Genomic DNA, 23,113 nt, shown 5'->3' on the forward strand with positions numbered 1-23,113 from the left:
GCACGATGCGGGCCGTGATGGCCCTGGGCGCGCTGCTGGCCAGCGAACTCGCCATCGCCGCCGCCACGCCGACCCCGGTGGTGCCGGCGGCGCCTGGCAGCCTGGGCGGGCAACTGGCGCAGATGGTCTTTGGCCTGCTGCTGGTAGTGGGCCTGATCTTCTTCCTCGCCTGGCTGCTGCGCCGCATGCAGGGCGCGGCGCCCAAGGGCGGGCAGGTGATCGAGATCGTCGGCAGCCGTGCCATCGGCCCGCGTGACCGGCTGTTGCTGGTGCAGGTCGGCAAGGAGCAGATCCTCATCGGCCACAGCCCAGGCAGCATCGAGGCCCTGCATGTCATGGCCGAACCCGTGGAAGTGCCAGCCAGCGCCCGCCAGGCGGCGCCGGAGTTCGCCCAGCGTTTGCTGGAACTGATGGGCAAGGACCAGAAGGACAAGAAGTGATGAGCCGCGCCTTGCGCATGTTGTCGAGCACCTTGTTGCCACTCGCGCTGCTGCTGGCTGCGCCACTGGCGTTGGCCGCCGATCCGTTGTCGATCCCGGCGATCACCCTGGCGAATGGCCCGGACGGACAGCAGGAGTATTCGGTCAGCCTGCAGATCCTGCTGATCATGACGGCGCTGAGCTTCATTCCGGCGTTCGTCATCCTGATGACCAGCTTCACCCGCATCATCATCGTGTTCTCGATCCTGCGCCAGGCCCTGGGCCTGCAGCAGACGCCGTCGAACCAGGTGCTGACCGGCATGGCGCTGTTCCTCACGCTGTTCATCATGGCGCCGGTGTTCGACAAGGTGAACCAGAGCGCCCTGCAGCCCTACCTGAACGAGCAGATGACCGCCCAGCAGGCCATCGAGACGGCCCAGGGGCCGCTCAAGGACTTCATGCTGGCGCAGACCCGGCAGAGCGACCTGGACCTGTTCATGCGCCTGTCCAAGCGCACCGACATCGCCGGCCCCGACCAGGTGCCGCTGACCATCTTGGTGCCTTCGTTCGTCACCTCGGAGCTCAAGACCGCGTTCCAGATCGGCTTCATGATCTTCATCCCGTTCCTGATCATCGACCTGGTGGTGGCCAGCGTGCTGATGGCCATGGGCATGATGATGCTGTCGCCGTTGATCATCTCGCTGCCGTTCAAGATCATGCTGTTCGTCCTGGTCGATGGCTGGGCGCTGATCATGGGCACCCTGGCCGGCAGTTTCGGCGGCGTCTGACGCCGCCAAGGAGAGCCACGCATGACACCTGAAGTAGCTGTCGACCTGTTCCGTGACGCGCTCTGGCTGACCACCCTGATGGTCGCCATCCTGGTGGTGCCGAGCCTGCTGGTGGGGCTGATCGTGGCGATGTTCCAGGCCGCCACGCAGATCAACGAACAGACCCTGAGCTTCCTGCCGCGCCTGCTGGTGATGCTGGTGACGCTGATCGTCGCCGGCCCCTGGCTGGTGCAGAAGTTCATGGAGTACATCACCGGCCTGTACACCAGCATCCCGCAGCTGATCGGTTGACCGGGCCATGCTGGAGCTGACCGACGCGCAGATCGGCACCTGGGTCGCCACCTTTTTGCTGCCCCTGTTCCGGGTGACGGCGATGCTGATGACCATGCCGATCTTCGGCACCAAGATGCTGCCCACGCGCATCCGCCTCTACGTGGCCGTGGCCATCACCGTGGTGATCGTGCCGGCGCTGCCGCCGCTGCCGGAATTCGACCCGCTGAGCCTGCGCGGCCTGCTCCTGTGCGCCGAACAGATCATCGTCGGCACCCTGTTCGGCCTGGCCTTGCAGTTGTTGTTCCAGACCTTCGTCATCGCCGGGCAGATCGTTTCCACGCAGATGGGCATGGGCTTCGCCTCGATGGTCGACCCGGCCAACGGCGTCAACGTGGCGGTGGTCAGCCAGTTCATGACCATGCTGATCAGCATCCTGTTCCTGCTGATGAACGGCCATCTGGTGATGTTCGAGATCCTCACCGAAAGCTTCACCACGCTGCCGGTGGGCGATGCTCTAGTGGTCAACCACTTCTGGGAAATGGCCGGGCGCCTGGGCTGGGTGTTCGGTGCCGGGTTGCTGTTGATCCTGCCAGCGATCACCGCGTTGCTGGTGGTGAACATCGCCTTCGGCGTGATGACCCGCGCCGCGCCGCAACTGAACATCTTCTCCATCGGCTTCCCGCTGACCCTGGTGCTGGGCATGGGTATCTTCTGGATCGGCCTGGCCGATGTGCTGGCGCATTACCAGGCCTTGTCCAGCGAAGCGTTGCAATGGTTGCGTGAACTGGCGAGGGCGCGCTGATGGCGGAAAGCGAGGGCGGCCAGGACAAGACGGAAGACCCCACCGACAAACGCAAGCGCGACGCGCGCGAGAAAGGTGAGATCGCCCGTTCCAAGGAGCTGAACACCGTGGCGGTGACCCTGGCCGGTGCTGGCGGCTTGCTGGCGTTCGGTGGCCATTTGGCCGAGACCCTGCTGGAAATGATGCGCCTGAACTTCAGCCTGACCCGCGAGGTGATCGTCGACGAGCGGGCCATGGGCGCGTTCCTGCTGGCCTCGGGCAAGATGGCGGTGTGGGCGGTGCAGCCGGTATTGATCCTGTTGTTCGTCATCTCGTTCGTCGCGCCCATCGCCCTGGGCGGTTTCCTGTTCTCCGGCAGCCTGCTGCAGCCCAAGTTCAGCCGCATGAACCCGCTGTCGGGGGTCAAGCGCATGTTCTCGATCAACTCCCTGACCGAGCTGGTCAAGGCCATCGCCAAGTTCTTCGTGATCCTGCTGGTGGCGCTGGTGGTGCTGGCCAATGACCGCCAGGCGTTGCTGTCGATCGCCAACGAACCACTGGAGCAAGCGATCATCCACAGCGTCCAGGTGGTGGGCTGGAGCGCACTGTGGATGGCGGCAGGGCTGCTGCTGATCGCTGCGGTGGATGTGCCGTTCCAGCTGTGGCAGACGGCCAAGAAGCTGAAGATGACCAAGCAGGAAGTGCGCGACGAGTACAAGGAGCAGGAGGGCAAGCCCGAGGTCAAGCAGCGCATCCGCCAGCTGCAGCGCGAGGTGTCGCAGCGGCGCATGATGGCCGCCGTGCCCCAGGCCGACGTGATCATCACCAACCCGACGCACTATGCCGTGGCCTTGCAGTACGACCCGGAGAAGGGCGGTGCGGCGCCGTTGCTGCTGGCCAAGGGTACCGATTTCCTGGCGCTGAAGATCCGCGAGATCGGCGTCGAGCACAAGATCCAGATCCTCGAGTCGCCGGCGCTGGCGCGGGCGATCTACTACTCCACCGAGCTCGAACGCGAGATCCCGGCGGGGCTGTATCTGGCGGTGGCGCAGGTGCTGGCCTACGTGTTCCAGATTCGCCAGTACCGGGCTGGGAAGGGCAAGCGGCCGGATCCGCTGAAGGAAGATTTGCCGATTCCGCCGGATCTGCGCCGCGACGACTGAATTTTGTGTGAGGCCGGCACAGACAACATAAATCCCCCGCCGTACACAGTTGGAAGGCTTTTTGCAAAGCCACGCCCAAGCGGCTTTGAGGGCCAAGGGGCCCTCGATATCGAGAAATTCTTGAGAGAGCGGCAATTCATGCTGTGCTTGAGCTTGATGTTGCACTGGGTTGTAAATTATTCAACCGAAGAATCAAGTCGTCAAACGAAACGCCATGTTCTAAGCATGCTTTTGGAAAAAGACTGTGACTAGTGAGTCCTGGAAGTGTATTGAGTTCAATTAGGTAGGGTGATGAATTTTTTAAAATGAAGTCTGCTCTGAAATAATCAAGTTGTAGCGCTTCTGCAATAGCAAAGCAATCGGCTTTCAGTTTGTCGTAGCAATCATGATCAAGGGTGGCAAGCGTAGCAGTCGTTTTGGGGGATACAAACTTGGCGTTGTATGAAAAGAAATCGCTTTCAAATTCGATCATGTAGACAGGCAGTAGGCAGCCGTAATAATAGCATACGGATAACTCGGGGCCAGGAATGAACGATTCGATAAGGATGCCTGTGTTGAAAGCTTCTGCCCGATGTACAGCTGCCGCGAATTCGCTATCACTATTGCGAATGAGAGATACGCCAAAACTGCAACCTTCTCGATTAGGTTTGACGATGAAAGTATCGCCCAGTCGGCGCCTGACTGTTCCAAAGTCAGCGGTGCATTGGGTCTTGAAGTACATATAGTCTGCAACACTGATGCCTAAACCCTGCGCGATATGCTTGGTAAGTAACTTGTCCATACATATCGCACTAGCCTGTGGTGAGGGGCCGTTGTAGGGTATCCCCAGTGCCTCAAGGTAGCCCTGAGCCATACCGTTTTCACCAAAGCCACCATGTAGAGCCAGGAATACCCGCGTGAACCTAGTGAGGTCTAGTTGGTGCAGATCTTTGAATTCAGAGATCGTGAAAACTTCATGCTGAATGTTGGAGTTCATCAGGGAGTTCGAGACGGCCGCGGCGGTCTGAAGCGAAACATCCCGTTCTGATGAATCGCCGCCGGTGATAATGGCGATATAATTAATCATGATTATTACCTCTATGTATGAGCTGACGTAAGGTGGACACGGTTCTGCAAATTATTTCGACCCCATTACGAATCTGATCAATGTCCATATCGCTAGTAAACGAGAGTCGAATGGAACTGGCGGCCCTGTCCGAGTCGTGCCCTATCCCCATAATCACATGTGACGGCCTTAAGTCATGAGCATTGCAAGCGGAACCAGATGAGATACACACTTTGCCCAGATGACTAATCAGTGTTTCGGCTCGTATACCTGGAATCGATATATTAAGGATGTGAGGAACGGACTTATATTTCGGAGTGTTGATAAGGTAGGAGATTTTATGGGCGTTAAAAATTTCTAGAATGGTTGATCTGCGTTGGCAGGCAGCATTCCAGGACTCGCGATGATTTTGCCGTTGTATGAGCCGCGCAGCAGCGCCGAAGCCTGCGATCAGTTGCGTTGGTAAGGTCCCGCTACGAAGTGGGGACTGTCCACCTCCAAATGTTAGCGCATTCAAGCGTGAAATGGCATGTTGAGACACATAGAGTGCGCCTATGCCTTTGGGACCACCTATTTTATGCGCGGAAAGTGAAAGGCAATCGACGCCCAGTGATTTTATGTTCAAAGGAATTTTTCCAAGTGCTTGTGCAGCATCGACATGGAATAATATATGTGTTCTTTGCTTCAATATTTTTTTTATATCTTTCAAATTCTGAAATGTACCAATTTCTGAATTGACGTAAGAAATGGAAATCAAAGCAGTGTGCTCATCCAGCAGGCTTGCAAGATGGTCGATATCCACACGTCCGCAGGTGTTGACTCGCATTCTACGTACTTCGATATTCCGACGCTCCAGTTCTTCTGCTGCTGCAAGTGTGGACTTATGATCGATAGGGCAAATTACAATATTACTGGCTTGGCCGGATTTAACCGATCCAAGGACAACTATGTTGTTGCTTTCGGTGGCTCCGGAGGTGAATATAATTTCATTCGGTCGACACCCCAGTAGCGCGGCCAAAGTTGAGGTGCTTTCAATAATTGCACTTTTTGCAAGTCGGCCAAGGAGATGCGATGAAGATGGGTTTCCAAATGCGATCTGACCGAACTCATGCATGTCTGTTAAAACCTCATCGGAGCACGGTGTAGTCGATGCGGCGTCTAGATAAATAATAGGTGCTTGTGGCATGGTCTTGTCTCAGGTTTCATAAGTGACGATGTGAGCGCCTTTGCTAAAAATCTCGTTCTGAGTGAGCTCGCCAGACCCACCGAGATCCGCTACCAATAGACTCATAGGTTCAAAGTCGTAGAGTGACAGTGCGATTTCAATACCCTTTCGAATAGGGGCGTGGCATTCGCTAGGTGCAAACAGAATCAAGAGCCTAGCGCCAGATTTATAGGCTTCAGAAATCATTTCTGATATTTCTCCAGCGCAACCAGTCATGCCGCAACTGACTAATGGAGTAGTGGATCCGTACGCGTCAGTGAATGAGATTTCTGACATCGCCGGTCTATTTGGTAAATAGCGTTTCGCTAATTTCCCCTGTTTGACTAGGCGCGCAGCCTCATTTTGGAAACGATTTTTCAGCCACGTCTCAGGGAAACATATCGAGTTTCGCCGACTCTCGCATATGTTGTTGGTCGAAAGGGTGGTTGACGGGGCTAGTAATGACAGGTACGAGTCGGGTAGCGATGTAAATCGTTCATAAAATTGAGTTCGGTAGTCGGTGTCTTGTTTGTTGTCCGGGACATATTGCCAGTCATTAACTAGGAGTATGAGTTTGGCTGATTTTTTGTTGTTTATTGAGGCGTTCTCTGCCAATTGGATCGCCAGTTTCCATGTATAAGTAGGGAATATACCTACACGAGTTTTGACTGCTTCCTTAAGCATGGGGTTCTGGATGTCTTCGAATATTCCCGGTTCCAGTCGCTTGCCTTGGGGGTCAAAGAAAAGCATGAAATGCCCGGCCATGATGTGGAGAGTGCTAAAGTTTTGGTGTTCAATAAATTGGTAAATTATTTCAAGTAATGACTCTTCGCTAAATGCATAACTCTCTTTTATAGTTATCTCGTGCATGCCGCTAGCTCCGATGGTGGGGTTTGGGGTTAGTTGTTAAGCATTTTTTCGAGGTCTTGTAGCAAGTCGTGCGGGTCTTCAAGTCCTACGTATAATCTCACGCAGGAAGTGCTGAGGTTAAAGCGCATGGCAGATGGCAGTCCGATCGTATCGATGAGGTTAATGAGGCTTATTGATCCTCCCCATCCGTACCCAATTTTGATAAGTTGTAGGCGGTTTATTCTCTCTTTAAGTTCGACGCGAGGGCATGAAAGCTCCAGGGTGAGAAGGCTATTAAAGCCATTTATCTTGAAACGGTGTAATGTGGTGTCTGTGTATTGGACTCTAGGGTGTAACAGCTTTTTGCATAATGGGTTTTTTTGCAGGTGCTCTATGATTGCTTGCGTGGTCTTCATTTGAAAGCTTAAGCGGGCGGCCAATGTTGAGAGCGCTCGCAAAGCTGCAGCGCATGCGTGCGAGCTCACATGGTTGCCAATTAAAGCTGAAGTTGTTTTTAGTTTTGAATAGAGATCTTTTCGACGAGTAATGAGGGCGCCCAATGAAACACCCTCCACGGCGGCGTGTGACTTACTCATTGATATCAGGCTGATGTCGGCCCCCATTTCGAGTGGGCGCTGAAATAGAGAGGCAGCCCATGTATTGTCGGTAACGATTAGCGCCGGATGACCACAACATAGACGAACAATGCTCTCGATTTCGATGATTTCATATGTGATAGAGCCCGGGTTCTCTATGAAGATGAGCTTGGTTTTAGACTTTAATTTACTGTGCAAGGTGATCGCTTCATCTGGAGTGAAGTAATCAACGTCAATGCCCATAAGCTGGCAATGATCAAGCAGCCACCGTGTCGAGTAGATAACGGTATCAATCGCAAGTATGTGGTCGCCTGGCCTAACGAAGCTCAAAAGCACCAAGCTGATTGCCGATTGCCCGGATGGTGTCAGTACTGAAAACTTACCGTTTTCAATGTCTGCCAGTTTTGACGACAATTGACGGGTTGTTGGGGTATCCACGCCCCCGTAATAGAGGCCGGCGAAGAGATGGTTGTTAGCCCTTAGTAAGCTGCGTCGGTTTACTTTTGGCAATAAGTCAAGCTTATCAGCGATGACGGTTGTACACTCCATGCTTGGTGTATTTGCCAAGCGGGTGCCGTCTACGGGGAAAATTCCTATTTGGGCTAAGTCGCTAATTTTGGGGTTAGACATGGATCGCCTCGAAATCCTTCATGAGGTCAAGAATTTCCTTGACTTCGCCTGGTATCGGAGGCAAAACATTGGGCAGAGGGTATTCTAATGAAGCTTCTCCAAAGTTGTGGAAATACTCCAGTAACTCACCTTCGGGCGTCCCCCAGCGTAAAAAGTTTTCATTGTCCTTTTCGTCATTTTTTTTCAGCGGATGTCGAACAGCCCAGTTTGCACTAATGAGGATTGGTTGATTGATTTTACTTTTTAAAATTGCTAATCCTGTTAGCAGTTTCTTACGGCTCGCATGTGACTCGCCTAGACCAAACAAGAGAGCGCATCCGCATGAAATTCCATTGTCTTTTAGAATGCTCAAGGCCTGTATGAATCGGTTTTCCCATGTTTCATTCTTGCTTCCAAGGTCTTTACTCATGCCGCCTATGGCAACCGGCTCCAGTGTTTCTAAGCCAATGAAGACATAAGTAAGTCCGTTCTGTGCGAGTCATCGAATTATTTCTTTCTTGTTGATAATCTGATCAATGGTGAACTGGCCGCCGAAGATGATGTCTAGCGGATCTTGCTCGAGCAGTAGACATAATTGGTTTATGGCCGCTGGGCTGCCGCTCAGGAAGATAGAGTCTTCAACGAATGCACTTGCGAGCTTGTCTGGGTAATGTTGAGTTACCGTCCTTACGGTTTCCTTGAATTGCTTGTATAGCCGCCAGCCAGCGCTTTTGATTTCCTGGATGTTCCCGGTTACACTTCTTCGCTCGCTGCAAAAATTGCAGTCATACACACAGCCTGGTCCAGTATCGCTAAAGACATGTGAGGTCATTCTTCCGCGGAAGACATCGAACGAGGCTGTGATACCAAACGTCTCCACTACAGAGGGTAGTTGGTCGCGCTTCAGGGGAATACCAGCGCTTACCCGTGTCTTGTTTAGTGCTGGGAAGTCAACGATCCAACGTCCAGCTATTTTCCGATCCAAATAGTTTGCAATATGGAGGGTTGGCTGTTGCGAGGGCTGTGCAAATAACGCTCCGATTTCTTGGACCAGTAGTTCGGCTTCGCCGGAAATGATGATGTCAAAGAGCGGCGGTATCGCACCCTCCCTCATAAGTCGCCCAGGCGATGCCGGGTGATGTGTAACTGCGGAATCCAATCGCTGATTTTCGTCGTTGAGGAAGATAGTTTCATTTACGTGGCGACCACCAAGCACTATTAATGTGTCACGCCCCATTATTTTTCTAATCAGCTTTGCACATTCGATTGCGCCGGGAATACATAAGGTCATGGCGCCGATGAGCACCATGTTTGGACGCTCAGTCTGGAGTAGTTTTTTTAAAACGGATATGTCGTCAAGTGAATACATAAGCAGGAAATGCTTTCTGAGATTGTCCGTGTTCGCCCAATTACTCTCGCCCCAAGCACCATATCCTTGGAGAGCAGAATTGGCTGCGCAGCGACATGCGTTGAACAAACTGACAGGGTCCGGACTATTAAGGGCTTTGCGCGCCTTGGAACCTGTTATGCACTCCGGTGCGGATACTGCGATCGCTCGGATCGATCGTGGGGGATGGCTGGCGACGCCGTCATGAGGTGAAGCGCTTCGGCGAACCTTCATTGTGGGATCAAGCATGGCATTCCCTACCTCGCTCTCACGGCGATTAGCCGTTGTAATTTTTGTTGGATATTGGATACAGTAGCCAAAACGGCATCAAGCGAGGCGGGTAAATTGAAACAAATTGTGATTGCATTGATCTTTGGAGGAAGGAGCGCGGAGCATCGTGTGTCCTTGCGCTCAGCCGCGACGATTCATGCGGCACTAGTCGAACTGGGTCACCAAGTGCACTGCATAGGTATCGATCAGAAGGGGAATTGGAGGTACCAAGGCAAGCCCGACGTCTGCCCAAGCGAGGTGGATGGTAAGGCTTCGATAGTCTCTCTTTGCCCTGGCCGACGCTCGCTGACCTACGCGGTGGATAGGCACGTAGCAGTGGATATTCAAATCGATCTGCTTTTTCCTGCTCTGCATGGGCAGTGGGGGGAGGATGGCTCCATACAAGGCTTGGCAGCCATGTGCGGTATTCCGTGTGTCGGAACTGGCATTCTCGGTTCGGCAGTGTCGATGGACAAAGACATGACCAAGCGGTTGCTCGAGTATTCGGGAGTCTCAGTAGCCCCCTGGATAGCTATGAGAGCAATGCGCCCCTGGGAAGAGGTTGTCGAATGCCTGGGGAGTACGTTCGTATTTGTGAAACCTGCCAACTCAGGGTCTTCGATAGGGGTCTCTAGAGTTTCCAGCGCCTCGGAGTATGCTGAGGCCTACACTGCCGCCGCGCAGATAGATACCAAGGTTTTGGTGGAGGCTGAGATTCTGGGAAGGGAGATTGAGTGCGGAGTGCTGGAGTCAGCAAGCGGATTACGGGCCTCGGTGTTGGGAGAGGTCGTCACCAAGCATGGGATAAAATTCTATGACTACCACGCCAAATATGATGTGGCCGGAGCAGTGGAGCTTTGCGTACCTTGTGAACTGCCGCATCAGATAGTCAATTCCATACAGGAATTGTCGAAGACGATTTTTAGATGCCTGGCGCTTTCAGGTTATGCCCGGATCGATTTTTTCCTAGAAAGTAACGGTGCGATCCTGCTGAACGAGGTTAATACGCTCCCGGGTTTCACGAGTGCAAGCATGTTCCCCAAAATGTTCCAAAAGTCCGGTTTCACGCTACCCAGGCTTGTAGGGGAAATAGTCGATCATGCGGTTTCATGCGGTGAGAGGCTTTGATCACGCTGGGTTTCAAGGCGCGTAACGATACAGTCCCGGCCTCGTGAAAGGTGACTGGCTAGGCAGTTTTGAGCTGCCACTCGGTCACCCCGCGCACAGGCACTCAAGATGTCTTCGAAATCAAGTTGCGATTGCCTGTAATAATTGAGGTCTGTCAGTAAAAAACGGAGGTGCCGCGCGACTGAGTCGTTCAGTGATTTGATCAGTGCCAGTAGACGAGGTCGCTCTGCCTTCGCGTATAGCATGAAATGAAACTTTTCAATCAGCTCGCTGAGTCGGTGTGGATCATTGAGCTTCTCCATTTTTTTGACGGTTTCATGCAGGAATGTCAAATCACATTTAATATGATCAAAGCCAAAATCGAGTGCAGTGCACTCGGCCATGATCCGCATGTCATAGATTTCGGCAATATCTGCAATTGTCATAATTGCAACCGAGGCGCCTTTATGGGCCTCATAAATTATCAGCCCTTCGGCTTCGAGCTGTCGGATGGCATCTCTAATCGGCATGCGACTTACGCCAAATTTAAGCGCTAGCTCTTCTTGACGCAGTGGCGTCCCCTCGGATATGGCTCCCGATAATATGCCTTCGCGCAGTGACTCCACGACAAATCCCATGGCCGTCTTATGGCGGTGCTTTTCAGGCACATGAAAATTATCGAGAGCGCTAGGCATAATGATCTCCGGGTCTAGCAAGAGGCATGGCGGTGGCGAAGGTATCACAGAGTCTTATGGGCTGCCAGAATCAGGAGTTTCATCCTTCAATGAAGGTCAATGGGTAATTCTATTCCGTTGAGCATGCTCCCCGCGCAGTGCTCGGAGCCATGAACAATCCATTGACGCGATATTTTAGGGACGGTCAGTATCACCTTTGGCAAATGCAAGCACGCGAATCTGTTCCGTAATGAGTAGCAGGAACTCGCCTTGGTGCGTCCGCACCTGCAGGACCGAGGACTGGGCGGCGGCGCTCAGTCCCACAGGCGCCAAAAATCTAAAGGCGAGCAAAGTTGGAAGGCTTTTTGCAAAGCCACGCCCAAGCGCGCTTCGGGCGTCAAAGTTTTGCATCAAGAGGACTCGCGGTGGATCGCACTCAGTTAATCAGCAACGCCCGCAACAACCTGGCCGGTCTCGGCCGGGGCAGCCTGGGCGTGCCACTGCTGTTGCTGGTGATGTTGGCAATGATGATGTTGCCGATGCCGCCGTTCCTGCTCGACGTGTTCTTCACCTTCAACATCGCCCTGTCGATCGTGGTCCTGCTGGTCTGCGTGTACGCCCTGCGCCCGCTGGACTTCGCCGCCTTCCCGACCATCCTGCTGGTGGCGACGCTGCTGCGCCTGGCGCTGAACGTGGCCTCGACCCGGGTGGTCATGCTCCACGGCCAGGAGGGCCATGGCGCTGCCGGCAAGGTGATCCAGGCCTTCGGCGAAGTGGTGATCGGCGGTAACTACGTGGTCGGTGCGGTGGTGTTCGCCATCCTCATGATCATCAACTTCGTGGTGGTGACCAAAGGCGCCGGGCGTATCTCCGAGGTCAGCGCGCGCTTCACCCTCGATGCCATGCCGGGCAAGCAGATGGCCATCGACGCCGACCTCAACGCCGGCCTGATCGACCAAGCTGGCGCCAAGGCGCGCCGCGCCGAGGTGGCGCAGGAGGCCGAGTTCTATGGCTCGATGGACGGTGCCAGCAAGTTCGTGCGCGGTGACGCCATCGCCGGCCTGCTGATCCTGTTCATCAACCTCATCGGCGGCATGCTCATCGGCATGCTGCAGCACGACATGTCGTTCAGCGATGCCGGCAAGGTCTACGCCCTGCTGACCATCGGTGACGGTTTGGTGGCGCAATTGCCATCACTGTTGCTGTCCACCGCTGCCGCGATCATGGTCACCCGCGCCTCGGGCTCCGAGGACATGGGCAAGCTGATCAACCGGCAGATGTTCGATTCGCCCAAGGCCCTGGCGGTGTCCGCAGCGCTGATGATCGTCATGGGCCTGGTCCCGGGCATGCCCCACGTCGCCTTCCTCAGCCTCGGCCTGCTGGCCGCAGGCGGCGCCTACCTGGTGTGGAAGAAGCAGCAGAAGGTCAAGGCCGAGGCCCAGGCTGAAGTCCAGCGCCAGCAAGACCTGCTGCCGTCGCCGCAGCGTGCGCTGGAAACCAAGGAGCTGGGCTGGGACGACGTCACCCCGATCGACATGATCGGCCTGGAAGTCGGCTACCGGCTGATCCCGCTGGTCGATCGCAACCAGGGTGGCCAGCTGCTGGCGCGGATCAAGGGCGTGCGCAAGAAGCTGTCCCAGGACCTGGGCTTCCTCATGCCCACCGTGCACATCCGCGACAACCTCGATTTGCAGCCCAGTGCCTATCGCCTGACGTTGATGGGGGTGATTCTCTCCGAGGCCGAGATCTACCCGGACCGCGAACTGGCGATCAACCCGGGCCAGGTGTTCGGTACCCTCAACGGCATCGCCGCGCGCGACCCGGCCTTCGGCCTGGAGGCGGTGTGGATCGACGTCGGCCAGCGCGCCCAGGCGCAGTCGCTGGGCTATACCGTGGTCGACGCCAGCACCGTGGTGGCGACCCACCTCAACCAGATCCTGCAGAAACATTGCCATGAGCTGATCGGCCACGAAGAGGTCCAGCAATTGCTGGCGGTGCTGGGCAAGGCCTCGCCGAAGCTCGCCGAGGAACTGGTGCCGGGCGTCATTTCGTTGTCGGGCCTGCTCAAGGTCCTGCAAGCGCTGCTCGCCGAGCAGGTACCGGTGCGCGATATCCGCAGCATTGCCGAGGCCATCGCCAACAACGCCGGCAAGAGTCAAGATACCGCCGCGCTGGTTGCCGCAGTGCGCGTCGGATTGTGTCGCGCCATCGTGCAAAGCATTGTCGGCACTGAGTCGGAGCTGCCTGTGATCACCTTGGAACCAAGGTTGGAACAGATCTTGCTCAATAGTCTGCAAAGGGCCGGGCAAGGCCAGGAAGAAGGTGTTCTCCTGGAACCGAGCATGGCTGAAAAGCTGCAGCGTTCGTTGATCGAAGCGGCCCAGCGCCAGGAGATGCAAGGCCAGTCGGCCATTCTCCTGGTGGCGGGACCGATCCGCGCCATGCTGTCGCGCTTCGGCCGCCTGGCTGTACCGAATTTGCATGTTCTGGCGTATCAGGAAATTCCTGACAACAAGCAAGTCACCATCGTTGCCACCGTGGGCCCAAATGGCTGAGGTAGTGGGTTATGCAAGTTAAGCGTTTTTTCGCCGCCGATATGCGCCAGGCCATGAAACTGGTCCGCGATGAGCTCGGCTCCGATGCTGCCATCATCGGCAACCGCCGCATCGCCGGTGGCGTCGAGCTGACCGCCGCGCTGGACTACAAACTGTCCGCGCTGGCGCCGCGCGTGCCCAATGCCGAGCTCGAAGAAGAGCTGCGCAAGACCCAGTCGCGCATCGCCTCGGCCCAGGCCGAGCTGGCCAGTCGCGAAGGCGAGGCCCCGGGCAACCGCCAATTGTTCGCCGGCCAGTCGCTGACCGCCGCCGAGCCACTGATCGAGCCCCATGTCGATGAGCCCACCCCCGCCGCAGCGGCGCCGGCGCCGGCGGTCGACCCACGGATGTTCGATGCCATGCGCTCGGAGCTGTCGGGCCTGCGCGAGCTGCTCGAAGTGCAGCTCGGCTCGCTGGCCTGGGGCCAGTTGCAGGGCAGCCAGCCACAGCAGGCCAACCTCTGGCGGCGCCTGCTGCGCATCGGCCTGTCCGGCCCGATCGCCCGTCAGTTGCTCGACCTCACCCAGGAAATCGAAGAGCCGCGCCAGGCCTGGCGCATGCTCCTGGCGCACCTGGCGCGGATGATCGAAGTGCCTGAGGTCGAGCCGATCGAGGAGGGCGGGGTGATCGCCATGGTCGGCCCGGCCGGCATGGGCAAGACCACCACGCTGGCCAAGCTGGCGGCGCGCTATGTGCTCAAGTACGGCCCGACCAACGTCGCCCTGGTGAGCATGGACAGCTTCCGCATCGGCGCCCAGGAGCAGCTCAAGACCTTGGGCCGTATCCTCAACGTGCCGGTGACCTACGTCGACCCGGGCGAGTCCCTGGCCCAGGCCCTGGAGCCGCTGCTGCGCAAGCGCGTGGTGCTGATCGATACCGCTGGCCTGCAGGCCAGCGACCCAGCCCTGCGCATGCAGCTGGAAACCCTGGCCGGGCGTGGCATCGCCGCGAAGAACTACCTGGTGCTGGCCACCACCAGCCAGAAGCAGGTGCTGACCGCCGCCTACCACAGCTACAAGCGTTGTGGGCTGGCTGGATGTATCCTGACCAAACTCGATGAGACGGCGAGCCTCGGCGAAGTGCTGAGCCTGGCCATCAGTCATGAACTGCCCGTGGCCTATCTTACCGACGGCCCGCGCATTCCTGACGACCTGCACCTGCCGCGCAAGCACCAGTTGGTGAGCCGTGCGGTCAGCGTGCAGATGCAGGACGATCCGAGCGAGGAGGCCATGGCCGACATGTTCGCCGATCTTTATCACAACCCGCGCCGTGCCGGTTGAAGCAAGACGTGTGCAAGACAGCTATACCAAAGTACCTACACCCAGGGGCGCCCATGCGTGCCCTTCGTGTGGCCCAGGTCCAAGCGAGACAAGGTAAATAACAGATATGGGTAGCATGCACCCCGTACAGGTGATCGCCGTGACCGGCGGCAAAGGTGGCGTCGGCAAGACCAATGTTTCAGTGAACCTGTCACTGGCATTGGCCGAACTCGGCCGTCGCGTCATGCTGCTGGACGCCGACCTTGGCCTGGCCAACGTCGACGTCCTGCTGGGGCTTACACCCAAGCACACCCTCGCCGATGTCATCGAAGGCCGTTGCGAACTGCGCGACGTGTTGCTGCAAGGCCCCGGCGGTGTGCGCATCGTGCCAGCGGCCTCGGGCACGCAAAGCATGGTGCACCTGGCGCCCGCGCAGCATGCGGGCCTGATCCAGGCCTTCAGCGAGATCGGCGACAACCTCGACGTACTGGTCATCGACACCGCTGCAGGCATCGGTGACTCGGTGGTCAGCTTCGTCCGCGCCGCTCAGGAAGTGCTGCTGGTGGTGTGCGACGAACCCACCTCGATCACCGACGCTTACGCACTGATCAAGCTGCTCAACCGCGACTACGGGATGAACCGTTTCCGCGTGCTGGCGAACATGGCGCAGAGCCCCCAGGAGGGCCGCAACCTGTTCGCCAAGCTGACCAAGGTCACCGACCGCTTCCTCGACGTTGCCCTGCAGTACGTAGGCGCCGTGCCCTACGACGAATGCGTGCGCAAGGCGGTGCAGAAGCAGCGCGCGGTCTACGAGGCCTTCCCGCGCTCCAAGTGCGCCCTGGCATTCAAGGCCATCGCACAGAAGGTCGACAGCTGGCCGCTGCCGGCCAACCCGCGTGGCCACCTGGAATTCTTCGTCGAGCGCCTGGTGCAACCCAGCAGTGCAGGGCCGGTGTTATGAACGCAAGCGGCTTCAAGATGTACAGCAAGGCCTCGCGCGATGCCCAGTACGAGCTGATCGAGCGCTACGCGCCGCTGGTCAAGCGCATCGCTTACCACTTGCTGGCGCGCTTGCCGGCCAACGTCCAGGTAGAGGACTTGATCCAGGCGGGCATGATCGGCCTGCTGGAAGTGGCCAACAAGTACGACGCCAGCAAGGGCGCGAGCTTCGAGACCTACGCCGGCATCCGCATCCGCGGCGCGATGCTCGACGAGGTGCGCAAGGGTGACTGGGCGCCCCGCTCGGTGCACCGCAATACCCGCATGGTCAGCGACGCGATGCGTGCCGTCGAAGCAAGAACGGGGCGTGACGCTAAAGATCACGAGGTTGCTGCCGAACTCCAATTGAGTCTCGATGATTACTACGGGATTTTGAACGATACCTTGGGGAGCCGCCTGTTCAGCTTCGACGACCTGTTGCAGGACGGCGAGCACGAAGGGTTGCACGAGGACGGCGCCAGTGGCCAGGTCGAGCCTTCGCGCGACCTGGAGGACGAGCGCTTCCAGGCCGCCCTGGCCGATGCCATCGCCAACCTGCCGGAGCGCGAGCGCCTGGTGCTGGCGCTGTACTACGACGAGGAGCTGAACCTCAAGGAAATCGGTGAGGTGCTGGGGGTCAGCGAATCGCGTGTCAGCCAGTTGCACAGCCAGTGCGCCGCGCGTCTGCGCAGCCGCCTTGGCGAATGGCGGGCACGTTGAGCCCGGGGTCGTTGCAGTCGTTTGCCGTTGTACCGAATTGATTGAGTGCGTGCCCGCAGAGGCGAGCGCGTTTGAGACTGCTTGGAGGTCTAATTGAACAAAGACATGAAAATCCTCATCGTTGACGACTTTTCGACGATGCGGCGGATCATCAAGAACCTGCTGCGTGATCTGGGCTTCACCAACACCGATGAAGCCGATGACGGCACCACGGCGTTGCCGATGCTCGAAAGCGGCCATTACGACTTCCTGGTGACCGACTGGAACATGCCTGGCATGTCCGGTATAGACCTGCTGCGCAAGGTCCGCGCCCACGAGCGTCTGAAGGGCATGCCGGTGCTGATGGTGACCGCCGAAGCCAAGCGCGACCAGATCATCGAAGCGGCCCAGGCCGGCGTCAATGGCTACGTGGTCAAGCCGTTCACCGCGCAGGTGCTCAAAGAAAAGATCGAGAAGATCTTCGAACGCGTCAACGGCTGAGTCACGTCAGGGGGCGCCATGGAACCATCACATTCGTCTTTGGGGGAGTTCGAGTCGACCCTGAAGAAACATGCCGAGGAGCTGGTCGAAAGCCTGGAAAAGGGCCGCTTCGGCGACGCGGTGCAGCTGATTCACCAACTGAACCAGACCCGCGATCGCGGCCTGTACCAGGAGGTCGGCAAGCTCACCCGTGAGCTGCACAGCGCGATCGTCAGCTTCCAGATCGACCCGCGCATGCCGCAGGCCGAGGAAGTCTCGCAGATCACCGACGCCACCGAGCGCCTGTCCTACGTGGTGAAGCTCACCGAAGGTGCGGCCAACCGCACCATGGACCTGGTCGAACAGGGCACCCCGGTGCTCAACGAACTGGCGACCGAGGCGCAGAGCCTGAGTGTCGACTGGCAGCGCTTCATGCGCCGCGAAGTCGCGGCGCCGGAATTCCGTGACCTGGTCAAGCGCGTCGACAGTTTCCTGACGCACAGCGCCGAGGGCAACCGCCAAGTGGCCGGGCACCTCAACGACATCCTCCTGGCCCAGGACTACCAAGATCTCACCGGCCAGGTGATCAAGCGGGTCACCGCGCTGGTGACCGAAGTCGAGAGCAATCTGCTCAAGCTGGTGCTGATGGCCAGCCAGGTGGACCGCTTTGCCGGCATCGAACATGACCATCAGCAGCTGCGCGCTGAAAAAGATCAAGAAAAACATCCGACTCGGGGTGAAGGTCCGCAGATTCATGCCGATAAGCGTGAAGACGTCGTATCCGGTCAGGATGACGTCGACGATCTGCTGTCCAGCCTGGGTTTTTAAGGAGCACGTTTAATGAGCTTCGGCGCCGATGAAGAAATCCTTCAGGATTTCCTGGTAGAAGCCGGCGAAATTCTTGAGCAACTGTCCGAGCAACTGGTCGAGCTGGAAAGCCGGCCCGACGATGCCGACCTGCTCAATGCGATCTTTCGCGGTTTCCACACTGTAAAAGGGGGCGCCGGCTTCCTTCAGCTGAACGAGCTGGTGGAGTGCTGCCATATCGCCGAGAACGTGTTCGACATCCTGCGCAAAGGTGAGCGCCGGGTCGACGCGGAACTGATGGACGTGGTGCTTGTCGCGCTCGACACGGTCAACAGCATGTTCGGCCAGGTGCGCGAACGCAGCGAAGTGACCCCGGCCACGCCGGAACTGCTGGCGGCACTGTCGCGCCTGGCCGAACCGGCTGCGGCCGATGAAGCTGCGGCATTCGCCGAGCCGGAGCCGGTGGTCGAGGCGCCTGGCGCCGAAGCGGATATCACCGACACCGAGTTCGAGCAACTGCTCGACTCGCTCGATGCGGTCAAGGCCGAAGCGGCCGCCGCCGAACAGATGCAGGGCGAGACCGTCAGCGGCGCGGGTGACGAAATCACCGACGCCGAGTTCGAGTCGCTGCTCGATCAGTTGCACGGCAAGGGCCAGTTCAGCGCCGAAGTCGCCGCCAGCGAGCCGCCGGCGGTCGCCAGCGCGCCAGTGAGCGACGAAATCACCGACGAAGAATTCGAGTCGCTGCTCGACCAGTTGCATGGCAAGGGCACCTTCCAGGCCGATGCCTTGCCTGCGGCCAGTGCCGCACCCGCTGGTACGCCAGGGACGGGTGACGACATCAGCGAGCATGAGTTCGAGGCACTGCTCGATCAACTGCACGGCAAGGGCAAGTTCTTCGGCGATGCGGTCGCAGCACCAGCGCCTGCCGCTGTGGCCAGCAAGCCGCAAGCCAAGGCTGATGAGCCCAAGCCGCAGGCGCAGCCCGAAGCCAAGCCCAAGCCCGCTGCCGCTGCTCCGGCACCGGTGGCCAAGCCTGCCGCACCTGCCCGCGCCGCCGCGCCAGCCGGGGAAAAACCCGTGGCCAGCGAAGCGGAAACCACCGTGCGCGTCGATACCGCGCGCCTGGACGAGATCATGAACATGGTCGGCGAGCTGGTGCTGGTGCGTAACCGCCTGGTGCGCCTGGGCCTGAACAGCGGTGACGAGGCCATGTCCAAGGCCGTGTCGAACCTCGATGTGGTCACCGCCGACCTGCAGACTGCGGTCATGAAGACCCGCATGCAGCCGATCAAGAAGGTCTTCGGGCGCTTCCCGCGCCTGGTTCGCGACCTGGCTCGCCAGCTCAAGAAAGAGATCAACCTGGAGCTGGTCGGCGAGGAAACCGACCTCGACAAGAACCTCGTCGAGGCCCTGGCCGACCCGCTGGTGCACTTGGTGCGCAACGCCGTCGACCATGGCGTCGAGATGCCCGACGAGCGCGAGGCCTCGGGCAAGGCCCGCACCGGTCGCGTGGTGCTGTCGGCCGAGCAGGAGGGGGACCATATCCTGTTGTCGATCTCCGACGACGGCAAGGGCATGGACCCGGGTGTGCTGCGTGCCAAGGCCGTGGAAAAGGGCCTGATGGACAAGGACGCCGCCGACCGCCTGAGCGAATCGGACTGCTACAACCTGATCTTCGCCCCAGGCTTCTCGACCAAGACCGAGATTTCCGACGTGTCTGGCCGTGGCGTCGGCATGGACGTGGTGAAGACCAAGATTTCCCAGCTCAACGGTTCGATCAACATTTTCTCGGCCAAGGGCCAGGGTTCGAAGATCGTCATCAAGGTGCCGCTGACCCTGGCGATCATGCCGACGCTGATGGTGATGCTGGGCAACCAGGCGTTCGCCTTCCCGCTGGTCAACGTCAACGAGATCTTCCACCTCGACCTGTCGCGCACCAACGTGGTCGACGGCCAGGAAGTGGTGATCGTGCGCGACAAGGCGCTGCCGCTGTTCTACCTCAAGCGCTGGCTGGTTCAGGACCAGGTGCACGAGGAGCAGCGCGAGGGCCACGTGGTGATCCTGTCGGTCGGTACCCAACGCATCGGCTTCGTCGTCGACCAGTTGGTGGGCCAGGAAGAGGTGGTGATCAAGCCGCTGGGCAAGATGCTGCAGGGCACCCCGGGCATGTCCGGCGCCACCATCACCGGTGACGGCCGTATCGCGTTGATTCTTGACGTGCCGAGCATGCTCAAGCGTTACGCGGCACGGCGTATTTGATTCTGCCGGCGCACCCGCAGGGGCGCGCCAGCTAATGGAGTGTTTATGGCAGTCAAGGTCCTGGTGGTGGATGATTCCGGTTTCTTCCGCCGCCGCGTCTCGGAAATCCTCTCGGCCGACCCGACCATCCAGGTCGTGGGCACCGCGACCAACGGCCGGGAGGCGATCGACCAGGCGCAGGCGCTCAAGCCCGATGTCATCACCATGGACTACGAAATGCCCATGATGGACGGCATCACCGCGGTGCGGCACATCATGCAGCGCTGCCCGACGCCGGTGTTGATGTTCTCTTCGCTGACCCACGAAGGCGCCCGCGTCACCCTCGACGCGCTGGATGCCGGGGCGGTCGACTACCTGCCGAAGAACTTCGAGGATATTTCGCGCAACCCGGAGAAGGTCAAGCAACTGCTGTGCGAGAAGGTCCACACCATTTCGCGCAGCAACCGCCGCTTCGGCAGCTATGCCAGCCCCGCGCCGGTGTCGCCGCCTGCAGCGGCCAGCACACCGCACGCAACCGCCAGCAGCCTGGGGGCGTCGGCGCCTGCGCCGGTGCGCAATGCCGCGCCTGCTCGCGCCGTCGCCCCGGCGGCTGCCTCGGCATCGTCGCCAGCGCCCAAGCGCAAGCCCTACAAGCTGGTGGCCATCGGTACGTCCACTGGCGGCCCGGTGGCACTGCAACGGGTGCTGACCCAGTTGCCGGCGAGCTTCCCGGCGCCGATCGTGCTCATCCAGCATATGCCCGCGGCGTTCACCAAGGCCTTTGCCGAGCGCCTCGACAAGCTGTGCAAGATCAGCGTCAAGGAAGCCGAGGACGGTGACGTGCTGCGCCCAGGCCTGGCCCTGCTGGCCCCCGGTGGCAAGCAGATGATGGTCGATGGCCGTGGCACGGTGAAGATCCTGCCGGGTGACGAGCGCCTGAACTACAAGCCCTGCGTGGACATCACCTTCGGTTCGGCGGCCAAGTCCTATGGTGACAAGGTGCTGTCGGTGGTGCTCACCGGCATGGGCGCCGATGGCCGTGAAGGCGCGCGCCTGCTCAAGCAGGGTGGCAGCACGGTCTGGGCCCAGGATGAAGCCAGCTGCGTGATCTATGGGATGCCCATGGCCATCGTCAAGGCCAACCTGGCCGACGCGGTGTACAGCCTGGACGAAATCGGCAAGCACCTGGTCGAGGCCTGCGTCTGATGGATGTATTGAGCCTGATCGGCCTGAGCCTGGCCTTCGTCGCCATCATCGGCGGCAACTTCCTCGAAGGTGGTCACTTTGGCGCCCTGATCAATGGCCCTGCGGGCCTGATCGTGATCGGCGGCACCCTGGCCGCGGCGCTGCTGCAGTCGCCGCTGTCGGCCTTCAAGCGGGCGCTGCAGATTCTGCGCTGGATCATCTTCCCGCCCCGGGTGGACCTGGCGGGCGGCATCGACCGGGTGGTCAACTGGAGCCTGACGGCGCGCAAGGAAGGTTTGCTGGGCCTCGAAGGCGTGGCCGATGCCGAGCCGGACCCCTATGCGCGCAAGGGCCTGCAGCTGCTGGTCGATGGTGCCGAGCCGGAATCCATTCGCAGCATCCTCGAAGTCGACTTCCTGACTCAGGAGACCCGCGACATCCAGGCTGCCAAGGTGTTCGAGAGCATGGGGGGCTATGCGCCGACCATCGGCATCATCGGTGCGGTGATGGGCCTGATCCACGTCATGGGCAACCTTGCCGACCCGTCGCAGCTGGGCAACGGTATCGCCGTGGCCTTCGTCGCCACCATCTACGGCGTGGCCAGTGCCAACCTGGTGCTGCTGCCCATCGCCAACAAGCTCAAGGCTATCGTCCTGCGCCAGTCGCGCTATCGCGAGATGCTGCTCGAAGGACTGCTGTCGATTGCCGAAGGGGAAAACCCACGCTCTATCGAGCTGAAGCTGCAAGGCTTCATGGAGTAACCCATGCGTCGCCGTCGTCATACCGAGGAACACGAGAATCACGAGCGCTGGCTGGTGTCGTACGCCGACTTCATCACCTTGCTGTTCGCCTTCTTCGTGGTCATGTACTCGATTTCCTCGATCAACGAGGGCAAGTACAAGGTCATTTCCCAGGCGTTGCTGGGGGTGTTCAACGACCCCGAGCGGGCCATGAAACCGATCCCCATCGGCGAGGAGCAGCCGCTGAGCGTGCGCCCGGCCGAGCCGCTGATCAAGGATAGCGAGCAGACCGATGCCGGCCTGGCACAGACCAACGTCGACCCGCTGAAGACCATCAGCGACGACGTGCGCGATGCCTTCGGCGACCTGATCAAGTCCGACCAGATGACCGTGCGCGGCAACGAGCTGTGGGTCGAGATCGAGCTCAATTCCTCGCTGCTGTTCGGCAGCGGCGATGCCATGCCCAGCGACAAGGCGTTCGACATCATCGAGAAGGTGGCGAACATCCTCAAGCCGTTCGCCAACCCGGTGCACGTGGAAGGTTTCACCGACAACCTGCCGATCCGCACCGCGCAGTACCCGACCAACTGGGAGCTGTCGTCGGCACGAGCGGCGAGCATCGTCCGCCTGCTGGCGATGGAGGGCGTCAACCCGGCGCGCATGGCCTCGGTGGGTTATGGCGAGTACCAGCCGGTGGCCAGTAACGACACCGCCGAGGGGCGTGCGCGCAACCGCCGGGTGGTGCTGGTGATTTCCCGCAACATCGAAGTGCGCCGCAGCCTGACCGGTTCGGGCAGCGCCAATGCTACGCCGGATGCGGCCTTGCGCCGTGCTGGCACACAAAGTGCACCGGCAGCTGCGGCAGCAGTGGCGGGGCAGTGACTCGTCAATTCTCTGTCACCCTGAACACATTCGTGGGATCGTCGCGGTCCCCTGTAGGAGCGGGTTCATCGGAGCGCCGAACC

General features: G+C 59.0%; 23 protein-coding genes. 16 read left to right on the forward strand and 7 right to left on the reverse strand.

What is annotated here, in order from left to right; all coding sequences use genetic code 11:
* Nucleotides 1–5: 5 nt before the first annotated feature.
* Genes fliO through flhB form a run of 5 tightly spaced genes read left to right on the forward strand, consistent with a single transcriptional unit; the run spans nucleotide 6 to nucleotide 3,424 of the window.
* Nucleotides 6–440, forward strand: a complete 435-nt coding sequence (fliO, locus tag IAE37_RS15075; protein ID WP_201174903.1) for a flagellar biosynthetic protein FliO — start codon at nucleotides 6–8, stop codon at nucleotides 438–440.
* Nucleotides 440–1,207: a flagellar type III secretion system pore protein FliP gene (fliP, locus tag IAE37_RS15080; protein ID WP_201174829.1), complete on the forward strand. Its 768-nt coding sequence runs from the start codon at nucleotides 440–442 to the stop codon at nucleotides 1,205–1,207. The genes fliO and fliP overlap by 1 nt, the downstream gene beginning before the upstream one ends.
* 21 nt (nucleotides 1,208–1,228) lie before the next feature.
* Nucleotides 1,229–1,498 carry a flagellar biosynthesis protein FliQ gene (fliQ, locus tag IAE37_RS15085; RefSeq protein WP_008093282.1) on the forward strand — a complete coding sequence of 90 codons (270 nt, stop codon included), beginning with the start codon at nucleotides 1,229–1,231 and terminating at the stop codon, nucleotides 1,496–1,498.
* Between the two features lie 7 nt (nucleotides 1,499–1,505).
* Nucleotides 1,506–2,282 (forward strand): flagellar biosynthetic protein FliR, encoded by a 777-nt coding sequence (gene fliR / locus IAE37_RS15090; RefSeq protein WP_201174831.1) that lies wholly within the window; start codon nucleotides 1,506–1,508, stop codon nucleotides 2,280–2,282.
* Nucleotides 2,282–3,424: a flagellar biosynthesis protein FlhB gene (flhB, locus tag IAE37_RS15095; protein WP_201174833.1), complete on the forward strand. Its 1,143-nt coding sequence runs from the start codon at nucleotides 2,282–2,284 to the stop codon at nucleotides 3,422–3,424. Before fliR ends, flhB begins: the two co-directional genes overlap by 1 nt.
* A gap of 136 nt (nucleotides 3,425–3,560) precedes the next feature.
* Here flhB and IAE37_RS15100 read toward each other — a convergent pair whose 3' ends face one another.
* From IAE37_RS15100 to IAE37_RS15120, 6 genes are all read right to left on the reverse strand, one after another.
* A complete protein-coding gene (locus IAE37_RS15100) occupies nucleotides 3,561–4,490 on the reverse strand; it encodes a D-alanine--D-alanine ligase family protein (protein ID WP_201174835.1) in 930 nt (309 codons plus the stop codon).
* Entirely contained in the window at nucleotides 4,483–5,655 is a 1,173-nt protein-coding gene (locus IAE37_RS15105) for a cysteine desulfurase family protein (RefSeq protein WP_201174837.1), read from the reverse strand. Before IAE37_RS15105 ends, IAE37_RS15100 begins: the two co-directional genes overlap by 8 nt.
* 9 nt (nucleotides 5,656–5,664) lie before the next feature.
* Nucleotides 5,665–6,543: an LPD16 domain-containing protein gene (locus IAE37_RS15110; protein ID WP_201174838.1), complete on the reverse strand. Its 879-nt coding sequence runs from the start codon at nucleotides 6,541–6,543 to the stop codon at nucleotides 5,665–5,667.
* A 29-nt stretch (nucleotides 6,544–6,572) separates the two neighbouring features.
* Nucleotides 6,573–7,748 (reverse strand): trans-sulfuration enzyme family protein, encoded by a 1,176-nt coding sequence (locus tag IAE37_RS15115; RefSeq protein WP_236409970.1) that lies wholly within the window; start codon nucleotides 7,746–7,748, stop codon nucleotides 6,573–6,575.
* Nucleotides 7,741–8,157 (reverse strand): hypothetical protein, encoded by a 417-nt coding sequence (locus tag IAE37_RS28825; protein ID WP_236409971.1) that lies wholly within the window; start codon nucleotides 8,155–8,157, stop codon nucleotides 7,741–7,743. Before IAE37_RS28825 ends, IAE37_RS15115 begins: the two co-directional genes overlap by 8 nt.
* A 69-nt stretch (nucleotides 8,158–8,226) precedes the next feature.
* The gene (locus IAE37_RS15120; RefSeq protein ID WP_236409972.1) at nucleotides 8,227–9,363 is read right to left on the reverse strand and encodes a hypothetical protein; all 1,137 of its coding nucleotides are present in this window, start codon (nucleotides 9,361–9,363) and stop codon (nucleotides 8,227–8,229) included.
* 108 nt (nucleotides 9,364–9,471) lie between these two features.
* Between IAE37_RS15120 and IAE37_RS15125 the strand changes: the two genes are divergently transcribed.
* The gene (locus tag IAE37_RS15125) at nucleotides 9,472–10,512 is read left to right on the forward strand and encodes a D-alanine--D-alanine ligase family protein (RefSeq protein ID WP_328822743.1); all 1,041 of its coding nucleotides are present in this window, start codon (nucleotides 9,472–9,474) and stop codon (nucleotides 10,510–10,512) included.
* Here IAE37_RS15125 and IAE37_RS15130 read toward each other — a convergent pair.
* Nucleotides 10,482–11,186: a GntR family transcriptional regulator gene (locus tag IAE37_RS15130; protein ID WP_201174842.1), complete on the reverse strand. Its 705-nt coding sequence runs from the start codon at nucleotides 11,184–11,186 to the stop codon at nucleotides 10,482–10,484. The two genes, IAE37_RS15125 and IAE37_RS15130, sit on opposite strands and share 31 nt — an antisense overlap.
* A 404-nt stretch (nucleotides 11,187–11,590) precedes the next feature.
* On the opposite strand from IAE37_RS15130, the gene flhA reads away from it, so the two are divergent.
* From flhA to motD, 10 genes are all read left to right on the forward strand, one after another.
* On the forward strand, nucleotides 11,591–13,720 hold the full coding sequence (gene flhA / locus IAE37_RS15135) for a flagellar biosynthesis protein FlhA (RefSeq protein ID WP_201174844.1): 2,130 nt from the start codon (nucleotides 11,591–11,593) through the stop codon (nucleotides 13,718–13,720).
* Nucleotides 13,721–13,731: 11 nt separating this feature from the next.
* Nucleotides 13,732–15,039, forward strand: a complete 1,308-nt coding sequence (gene flhF, locus IAE37_RS15140; RefSeq protein WP_201174846.1) for a flagellar biosynthesis protein FlhF — start codon at nucleotides 13,732–13,734, stop codon at nucleotides 15,037–15,039.
* Nucleotides 15,040–15,136: 97 nt separating this feature from the next.
* Nucleotides 15,137–15,979: a flagellar synthesis regulator FleN gene (gene fleN, locus IAE37_RS15145; protein WP_201174905.1), complete on the forward strand. Its 843-nt coding sequence runs from the start codon at nucleotides 15,137–15,139 to the stop codon at nucleotides 15,977–15,979.
* The gene (gene fliA, locus IAE37_RS15150) at nucleotides 15,976–16,716 is read left to right on the forward strand and encodes an RNA polymerase sigma factor FliA (protein WP_201174848.1); all 741 of its coding nucleotides are present in this window, start codon (nucleotides 15,976–15,978) and stop codon (nucleotides 16,714–16,716) included. Before fleN ends, fliA begins: the two co-directional genes overlap by 4 nt.
* A 105-nt stretch (nucleotides 16,717–16,821) precedes the next feature.
* Nucleotides 16,822–17,196 carry a chemotaxis response regulator CheY gene (locus tag IAE37_RS15155; protein ID WP_133328372.1) on the forward strand — a complete coding sequence of 125 codons (375 nt, stop codon included), beginning with the start codon at nucleotides 16,822–16,824 and terminating at the stop codon, nucleotides 17,194–17,196.
* Between the two features lie 18 nt (nucleotides 17,197–17,214).
* On the forward strand, nucleotides 17,215–18,003 hold the full coding sequence (locus IAE37_RS15160) for a protein phosphatase CheZ (RefSeq protein ID WP_201174851.1): 789 nt from the start codon (nucleotides 17,215–17,217) through the stop codon (nucleotides 18,001–18,003).
* A 12-nt stretch (nucleotides 18,004–18,015) separates the two neighbouring features.
* The gene (locus IAE37_RS15165) at nucleotides 18,016–20,244 is read left to right on the forward strand and encodes a chemotaxis protein CheA (RefSeq protein ID WP_201174853.1); all 2,229 of its coding nucleotides are present in this window, start codon (nucleotides 18,016–18,018) and stop codon (nucleotides 20,242–20,244) included.
* A 45-nt stretch (nucleotides 20,245–20,289) separates the two neighbouring features.
* The gene (locus tag IAE37_RS15170; RefSeq protein ID WP_201174856.1) at nucleotides 20,290–21,429 is read left to right on the forward strand and encodes a protein-glutamate methylesterase/protein-glutamine glutaminase; all 1,140 of its coding nucleotides are present in this window, start codon (nucleotides 20,290–20,292) and stop codon (nucleotides 21,427–21,429) included.
* Complete coding sequence (locus tag IAE37_RS15175; RefSeq protein ID WP_201174859.1) at nucleotides 21,429–22,169, forward strand: flagellar motor protein; 741 nt, start codon at nucleotides 21,429–21,431, stop codon at nucleotides 22,167–22,169. Before IAE37_RS15170 ends, IAE37_RS15175 begins: the two co-directional genes overlap by 1 nt.
* Before the next feature lie 3 nt (nucleotides 22,170–22,172).
* Nucleotides 22,173–23,030 carry a flagellar motor protein MotD gene (motD, locus tag IAE37_RS15180; RefSeq protein WP_201174862.1) on the forward strand — a complete coding sequence of 286 codons (858 nt, stop codon included), beginning with the start codon at nucleotides 22,173–22,175 and terminating at the stop codon, nucleotides 23,028–23,030.
* The last annotated feature ends 83 nt before the right edge of the window (nucleotides 23,031–23,113 follow it).

Source organism: Pseudomonas sp. S31 (genome assembly GCF_016648105.1).
GTDB lineage: Bacteria > Pseudomonadota > Gammaproteobacteria > Pseudomonadales > Pseudomonadaceae > Aquipseudomonas.